This window comes from Intestinimonas butyriciproducens (assembly GCF_016901775.1).
Lineage (GTDB): Bacteria > Bacillota > Clostridia > Oscillospirales > Butyricicoccaceae > Pseudobutyricicoccus.
The window spans coordinates 1-8037 of record NZ_JACJKW010000037.1; the positions used below are offsets into that span (position 1 = coordinate 1).

At 48.9% G+C, this 8037-nt stretch carries 8 protein-coding genes and 1 other RNA gene; 3 read left to right on the forward strand and 6 right to left on the reverse strand.

Features of this window, described 5'->3' with window-relative positions:
- Window positions 1-146: 146 nt before the first annotated feature.
- Both H6A25_RS12370 and H6A25_RS12375 read right to left on the reverse strand, forming a co-directional pair.
- Entirely contained in the window at window positions 147-1394 is a 1248-nt protein-coding gene (locus H6A25_RS12370; protein ID WP_204752427.1) for an MFS transporter, read from the reverse strand.
- Window positions 1391-2182: a zinc dependent phospholipase C family protein gene (locus H6A25_RS12375; protein ID WP_204752428.1), complete on the reverse strand. Its 792-nt coding sequence runs from the start codon at window positions 2180-2182 to the stop codon at window positions 1391-1393. The genes H6A25_RS12370 and H6A25_RS12375 overlap by 4 nt, the downstream gene beginning before the upstream one ends.
- A 241-nt stretch (window positions 2183-2423) precedes the next feature.
- On the opposite strand from H6A25_RS12375, the gene smpB reads away from it, so the two are divergent.
- Both smpB and ssrA read left to right on the forward strand, forming a co-directional pair.
- A complete protein-coding gene (smpB, locus tag H6A25_RS12380) occupies window positions 2424-2882 on the forward strand; it encodes an SsrA-binding protein SmpB (RefSeq protein ID WP_204752429.1) in 459 nt (152 codons plus the stop codon).
- Window positions 2883-2913: 31 nt separating this feature from the next.
- Window positions 2914-3261, forward strand: a transfer-messenger RNA (tmRNA) gene (ssrA, locus tag H6A25_RS12385).
- A 115-nt stretch (window positions 3262-3376) separates the two neighbouring features.
- Here the strand turns inward: ssrA and H6A25_RS12390 are convergent.
- Window positions 3377-5743, reverse strand: coding sequence for an N-6 DNA methylase (locus H6A25_RS12390; RefSeq protein ID WP_204752430.1), 2367 nt, complete (start codon window positions 5741-5743; stop codon window positions 3377-3379).
- Complete coding sequence (locus H6A25_RS12395) at window positions 5733-6032, reverse strand: helix-turn-helix domain-containing protein (protein ID WP_204752431.1); 300 nt, start codon at window positions 6030-6032, stop codon at window positions 5733-5735. The genes H6A25_RS12390 and H6A25_RS12395 overlap by 11 nt, the downstream gene beginning before the upstream one ends.
- 133 nt (window positions 6033-6165) lie before the next feature.
- Here H6A25_RS12395 and H6A25_RS12400 point away from each other — a divergent pair, with 133 nt between their 5' ends.
- Window positions 6166-6714, forward strand: coding sequence for a hypothetical protein (locus H6A25_RS12400; protein WP_204752432.1), 549 nt, complete (start codon window positions 6166-6168; stop codon window positions 6712-6714).
- An 82-nt stretch (window positions 6715-6796) separates the two neighbouring features.
- Here the strand turns inward: H6A25_RS12400 and spo0A are convergent, their stop codons facing one another.
- Window positions 6797-7549 carry a sporulation transcription factor Spo0A gene (spo0A, locus tag H6A25_RS12405; protein WP_207750869.1) on the reverse strand — a complete coding sequence of 251 codons (753 nt, stop codon included), beginning with the start codon at window positions 7547-7549 and terminating at the stop codon, window positions 6797-6799.
- A gap of 225 nt (window positions 7550-7774) precedes the next feature.
- Window positions 7775-8037 (reverse strand): hypothetical protein (locus H6A25_RS12410; protein ID WP_204752433.1); only part of this gene is annotated, 263 nt, incomplete at its 5' end.

Genomic DNA, 8037 nt, shown 5'->3' on the forward strand with positions numbered 1-8037 from the left:
TCTTAAATTCTGGCGTGTATCGTTTGTTTGGTATTCCTTTTGGCATAATGAAGCACCCCACTTGTTATCCAGTATATCATACTGTCTAACAAATGGGGTGCAGTTCAAGGCAGTTCTTTTTTTATGATAAGGGAACATGCTGTATTTTATTGACGGGACGGGATCTTCATCGCCTTGCGCAGCAGCAGAAGTCCCAGGGGGAAAAGGAGGGACAGAGCGGCCACGCCCGCCCGGGAGGTGTTGAACAGCTGGGTGGAAAATCCCATGATCATCGCGCCGGTAAAGGAGGCGCTTTTTCCAAAGATATCGAAGAAACCGAAAAATTCTGCCGAGCGCTCTTTGGGGATGATCTTGGCGTAGTAGGAGCGGGACAGGGCCTGAATGGTACCCTGGAACACTGCCACACACACGGCCAGGAACCAAAATTCCCAGGCCCGGTCCAGCTGCAGGGCAAATACGGCCACGAAGAAATAGCCCAGAATACACACCTGGATCAGGTTTTCCGGCTTGTAGCGGCGGCAGAGCCTGGCGAAAAACAGGGAACAGGGAAAAGCCACCACCTGGGTCAGCAGCAGGGCCAGCACCAGGTTGGTGTCGGAAATGCCCACATCCTTGCCGTAGGAAGTGGCCAGATCGATGATGGTATAGACCCCGTCAATATAGAAGAAAAAGGCCAGCAGGAACCAAAAGACCTTTTTTTCCTTGCGGATGTCCCGCAGAGTGCGTCCCAGACGGCGCAGGCTGTTTTTGACTGCACCAGGGGTACGGGGAACGAAATGGATCTGACGGTAGTTTTTCAGCAAGGGCAGAGAGCAGCCGATCCACCACAGGGCAGTGATCAGAAAGGCAATGCCGGTGGCGGTGGCTGTGCCCAGTCCGGTCTGTTCGGCTGTCAGGATCAGGGCCAGGCAAAGGACAAAAGGAAGGCAGCTGCCCAGATAGCCCCAGGCATAGCCTTTGGAGGATACCATGTCCATACGGCTGTCCTCGGTCACATCGGAGAGCATGGCATCATAAAACACCAGGCTGCCGGAAAAACCGATCTTGGCCAAGATGAACAGCACCAGAAAGCCCATCCAGCCCAGGGGCATGGGCAGCGCCAGGCAGCCCACCACGCCCAAAGCCAGCATGGCGGCGAAAAGCGGCTTTTTAAAGCCCTTGGTGTCGGCCAGAGCGCCCAGGGTGGGGCCCAGGAAAGCCACCACCAGAGTGCAGAAGGCTGCGGTATAACTCCAATAGGCGGTGGAGTCGTGGTCGGCCACTCCGGCGGCGGAGGTGAGGTTTTTGAAAAAGATGGGCATGATGGTGGAGGCCATCAGCACAAAGGCCGAGTTGCCCACATCATATAAAACCCAGCTGCGTTCCAGAGGGGTCAGGCGATCCCGGTTTTTCATAAGGCGTCTCCTCCAAAGGTAAGGTTCAGACGGGGAGAGAAGGCGTCGCCGCTGTCCAGAGCCTGGAGAAACAGGGCCATCTGGGAAGCGGTCTCAGCCACTTCATCTTCCAGAAGCTCCATCAGCACCCGGCTGGTTTCCAGGCAGGCCGGATGGGGCTGGGGACGCAAAACCAGGCCGTGGAATTTGTCGTACAGTCCGCTCAGACGCATTCCCCCCAGCAAAAGCCTCTGAAGCGGCGCCGAGGGATTGGAGAGCACACGGCAGATCTTTTTCATGGAAGAAAGGCAGGTCTGCCACTGCCGGGCGGTGGTTCCCGGATAAAAAGGCTCGATGACAAGACCCAGGGAACGGCTGGGCTGGATATGGCGCAGAGGGTCAAATACCCCAGGCGTCAGCCGCTCTTTTTCCATCAGCGCCCGATCCAGCTCGGTTTCGATCAGGTGATGGGACAGGCTGGGATGGCCGTCGATATAGGGATGGCAACGGGAGTCCAGCATATAATGGCACAAAAAGCCGGCCAGATAGCTGCGGCGGGAGGGGGTGGCCATGGTGTGCATCACAGAGCGGGCCTTTTCAAAAAAGACGGTACCCGGCTCATCGTGGATGGCGTTTCCCAGGCGGGAGACGGCATTGGGGGTGAGGGGGTGGTAATAAAACAGGGGATCGGGGCCGTGAAGCCCCACAGAAAAGGCGGCCTGATCAGCCGATGCCTTTTTTGCCAGATCCTCTGGCAGAGCCTGGAGCACCTTGCGGCCAAAAACGATATGGGCATAATGGGTGGGCATAGCGTCACTTCCTTTATTGTATGGGTCGTGCTCTGACAGGATAGGGTGCTTTTGTAACAAGGGGAAAAAAGAGAAATAAATTCCCGGTAAAACATCCTCGCTGACAGACAATTTTAGTATAACAGCCCGGGCCTTGCGGCGCAAGGGCGGAGAAAAGGAGAGAAATTTGTAACACAGTTGTCACTTTACAGAAAGCCCTCCCCGTGGTAGCATAAAAAGAGACAGAAAGGGGGGCCGCGCAATGGCCGACGGGACAAAACTGCTGGCGCAGAACAAAAAAGCGCGGCATGACTTTTTTGTGGAAGAGACCTATGAAGCGGGTATATCCCTGGCGGGTACCGAGGTGAAATCCATCCGGGCCGGCCGGCTCAATCTGAAGGATTCCTATTGCAGCGTCAAAGACGGGGAAATTTTTGTTCTGGGGATGCACATCAGTCCTTACGAACAAGGGAATATCTTTAATAAAGATCCCATGCGTCCCCGCCGCCTTCTGATGCACAAAAAGGAGATCCTCCGGCTATATGGGCTGGTGAAAAAGGATGGATACGCCCTGATTCCTTTGTCGGTCTATCTGAAGCGGTCTCATGTGAAGATTTCCATCGGTCTGTGCAAGGGCAAAAAGCTCCATGACAAACGGGAGAGCATTGCCCGGCGGGATGCCCAGCGGGAGATCGACCGGACCATGAAAGAGCGGCGGTAGCATCCGCTCTAAAGAGTTGTGATTTTGTTTCGGGGGTGCCCAGGTTTCGACGGGGACTCTGAAACAGGTTTAGCGGGCAGAGGCGCATACCCTCTTTAAAATGTGCAGTTTATAAATTAAACAACAACTCTAAAGTAGCTTACGCTGCCTAATTAAAGGCGGCCGTCCTCGCCGGAAGGGCCACGAGCCGGATGAGGGCGTGGATTAGTGGCGTCCGTGAGTACGCAAAGCTTTGAGCGTGCCATGCATCATGAAGCTACCAACGGGTAAAGCCTGACGAGCGGCGTTGCCCTGCGGGAATGTAAAAGATCGTCTGCGCCCGGAGAAGGACCTGTGGATCGGTTTTCGGACAGGGGTTCGATTCCCCTCACCTCCACCAAAAGGGTACTACACGAACACCTATTATTTTCGCGGTGGCTTTGCCGTGACGGTGTGGTTTTAGTACCGACAACGAGAAAGAGCGGTCAAGGTTTTAAGCCTTGGCCGCTCTTTTGTTATATCCTATCGCTGTATGGAAGGGCTTTAATATACTCTTCCATATATGTGTAATCAGGAGTGTTATCGGGTTTTACAGGAAGACGAATGGTCAGATTTTCTATTCGTTTTGTTCCTAATTTTCTGCCGTATGCATATCGAAACTTTTCAAGCTCAATTACAGACTTTAAGAACAAGCCTATATATACATTTAATGAGAATTTGGGCGTTAGTATCCTTATATCATCAGGCGAAGCGCAGAATGGTAGTGGTTGATAAAAAGTTGCACCTACAGAACCATTTCTAGCAATGGTAATTGTATTAGCTTTTTGGGACGGTTGAGTATCGACATACGCTGTTAATCCGTTGTTTTCCGCTGATGAGGAAATATAAGGTATAACGCCTGGATTTGAGTTCTGCAAATTAGGATCCTTTGATACCGTGATATGGAAAAGCTGTTTGAGAGCAAACTCTTTCCAGTCTTTAACATGGAGCTCTCGATCGATGTGTCGTTCAGTTTTTATAGATAGATCTGTCAGTCCGCATTTAATTTGGAACGAAAGGTAATCGCGGACACTTTGCGAAAATACATCTTTGGAAAGCAACGAGTAGTCTGTCTTCATATACGCTTCACAAAGCCATTCGTCGGTATCTTTAACGCAAAAACGAGCACTAACACCGTCTTTAACATCGCGGTTTCTATAAAGCCTTAGCCATTCGCGCTGGATATCGTTCCATGTCTTATATGCATCGATGCGACCAAGCTTCTTTCGTTTGACAAATCCATCATTTTTGTAATAGCCGAAAAAAGTTTCTTGCGCACTGTCATGGGGACGATGTGCTTTCCATACCATAACACACACATTTGTACCCGTAGGATAAAAAATATCATCCGGCATAGAAAAAACGGCATCAAGTGTATGCTTTTCAAAAAGACGCTTGCGAACATCCTTGAACTTGGTGCCAATAGCACAACTCATTGGAACAACCACTACACCAATGCCATCTACAGTGAGAATATCTAATAAATGTTCTACAAACTCTAATTCTGCTACATCTGTTTGAGAATAGGGTGGATTAATCAAGCCGATATTTATGTGCTTACTTTTGAGATTTCTAACAATTTCTTTTTTAAAACAATCTCCATGCTCAATGTTTGATTTACCATCTTTGCGGATAATCATATTGGCAACAGCCAAAGTATACAACTCATCATCAAACTCCACGCCATACAATCCGTCTTCTCTAATGCGTTCAACCTCTTCCGGATTGGCATCCTTGAACATCATACTCATTGCGGTTACAAGGAAGGAGCCGGAGCCGCAGCAGATATCTACAACGCGGCTGTTCTTGTTGACACCGGCCAGGTTGCACATAAACTCGGTCAAATGTTGTGGGGTCAGAACAATACCGAGGCCGCTACCGTCACCACCGGAATATTTGATAAACTCGTGGTAGAAAACACCTAGAGCGTCAATGGTGCTGTCGGCGTGATCCATCATGGGTTTGATTTTCATTTCGAGTTCTTCAATGTACCAGACGATGGATTTCTTGTTTCCGAGAGGAATAGCCGCAAACTTGGAGTTGTCCAACAGGTTCTTAAATGCCTGTTTGATATACTGGATACGGTTATACTTGATACCGCTGTCGCGGAGCACATTGTCGATTGCGGTTGTAATGTTGGTGATAACGCTGTTGAAGGAGGGCAGATTGATATATGTCTTAGCGAAGTCATCATCGTTTAGCGCGATAAGGATACCGGCGATGAAAATCGGCTTGTGCCGCTCAGTCATTTTGATTTCACGCAGATACTCGTGCATATCAATAGCGGTTTCACGGATGCTGTCAAGGGAGTATTCGCGCTGAATCTTTTTGCCCTTAACCAAGTCGACATAGTTTTTGGGCTCCAGAATAATATCTCTGGCCTTGCGCAGCTCAGTGTAATTATCTTGGCCTTTGCTCCAAAGGAACGCACTTGCGCGTAGGGTTTCACGCTTGGTCCCGCTAACTGCAACGGCGATAACATTGTAGTCCTCTTTCAGAAACTTGGCATAATACAGCGCGCCATCGACGGCGTAATCCTTGGGATGATCGCGTTCTGTTGTCTCGTGCTTCGCAACAGACTTTTTGCATTCGACAACAATAATGGTAGTCACATCATCCTTAAATGTGATAATGAATTCTGGCAGAGCCTTGCCAGAACCGCCGAGCGAGAAGTCATCCAAAGCACAGACTTTTGGTTTTCCTCCCGCCTTTTTTAGTAACCGTTCCACCTTGTCGACATCCGCAACATCACCCTGAGGAAAGACAAAGCCAAAATCGTTTTCTCCAATATTGCACTTCATGCTTTGAAGTGTGATGCTTTCTGTATATTGTTCAATAGGCATTTTTCTTTCCTCCAACCAATTTCTCAATTTCTTCCATCTTGGCAATTACTGCGTTTCCGGTTTGGGTGACGCGGTAACTACCTTTTTTCTTTTGCTCTACGCACCCTACTGACTGCAATGCTTGCAGCCATTTGTTTACCGTCGCTGGACTGCTGCCGTACTCAGCGGCGATCTCTTCTTGTGAAAAGTTGATAGTTGCGCCGCGTGAAGTCGTCTGCTCCTGACCCTTCAGCCAGTTCAGAAAGTGGTACTCCTTTGATCCAAACAATTGTATGGACTTGTTCGACACGGCGATATCACCTCATTCCTATAATATTTTATAGGATTTTAATTGTTAAATATAATATATTATACTATAAAAAATTATAGTGTCAAGAGCATAAAAGAGGGAGCAGCATCTGTGGGGTGTGTGGGTGGTGGATATGATCCTTCAGATTATCCCCATTAAAAATAAGGTGCCTCTGGGGTCGCAAAAGCTCTTTGCCAGCCACTTCAAGCCCATACGGGAAAAGATCAATTATGAAGCTCTGAGGAACTACATCGTTTCCATTACAAAAGCGGCCTATAAAGTGTTTATTCTATGGTGTCTGCTCATTGCCGGGATCGGGGCGCTGTATTTTTTTGGTATCATCGACAAAGAGACGCTTTTTATGATCTCGGTATTCTTTTATGTATGTGATTTGATCTGCGTGCTGATCTGGTGCCCCTTCCGGCTGATCATGAAGAACCGCTGCTGTACCACTTGCCGGATCTTTAACTGGGATCATCTGATGATGTTCTCTCCGCTTATTTTTATGCGGGGATTTTTTGCATCCTCCCTTGTGATTTTGTCGGCGGTGGCCTGGCTTGTGTGGGAGCTGTGTGTGATGATGTACCCCGAATGTTTTTGGGATCACTCCAATGCCGCACTGCAATGCTGCGAATGCACTGACAAGCTTTGCACCCAATACTGCCAGAAGCTCCGTTCATAAATGCAGAAAAATGATAAAAAGAGAAACGCCGCACAGTCATGGACTGGCGGCGTTTTTTACTGCAGAGAGGAAAGTATGGGCATTATCCGGCTTGGTGGATTTTCAGACGCAGATGATCGGCCACCATGGAAATAAATTCACTGTTGGTGGGTTTGCCTCTGGTGCCCGAAATGGTGGCGCCGAAATATTCTTGAACGGCGTTTAAATCGCCCCGGCCCCAGGCGGATTCAATGGCATGGCGGATGGCACGCTCCACCCGGGAGCCGGTGGTGGAATGGCGTTTGGCAACGGTGGGATAAAGCTCCTTGGTCACCGCATGGATCACATCTGTGTTTTGAATCGCCATAACAATGGCTTCGCGCAGATAGCGGTGCCCCAGGATGTGAGCAGGAACTCCCAGCTGATGCATGGCTTCGGTGACCAGAAGGGTCATGTCGGTGTTGGGGGGCTGAGGGATGGTCTGGGGAACAGATTGGCAGATCCGCTGTAAAAGCACCGATATATCAAAGGGCTTGGGCATAAAATGCTGAGCACCCAAAGAAGAAGCCTCGGCCAGGATTTGAGGACTGGTAAAAGAAGGAGTCACAATAGAAAGAGGACGCTTCTCAGGCAGTGCGGCAATTTGACGCAACGCCGCAAGGCCATCCAATTTGGCCAAAACGGTGTCGGTCACTACCACATCCGGATGAAGCTGATGCACCAAAGCGACCAGCTCTTCTCCGTCGCCGGCCTGGCCGATCACCTGAACGCGGGGATCCTCCTCCAGCTGGCCGGCCAAAAGACTGAGAAATTCAACGCTGTCATCTGCAATGATCACGGTGGTCTTGCTGTTCATGTTCACTCTCTCCTCGGTATTTTATCAACAATAAAGATAGAAACAATAAAGGGATTTGGGAAAATATTCTGCGCATATAGTACAATAGCATAGCAGACGCTGGCAAACAATATCACATATAGTAGGATTTGGTAGCAAATTATCTAAAAACAATTAGTAATATATAGGAGATATATACATTCCAGGGAAAGGATAGAAGGGTGTATACTATATATTATAATAAGATTATAATAAGAACTGAGGACTTTTTTGCCTGGCGGCAAAAGAAAAGCAAAAAAAGATTGAAAAAAGTGTTGACAAAAGGGGAAAAAGGCGGTATACTAACCAAGCTGTCCCGCGAGGGGCGGTGAAGATCGGAAAACCGGTCAGGAGCTTCGGAAAAAGTTCTTGACAAAGGGATTCGGATCTGATAAAATTATCAAGCTGCACTTCGCAGGATGCCAACGAAATCAACGGTTCTCGGTTGAATCCGAAAGAAACCTTGAAAA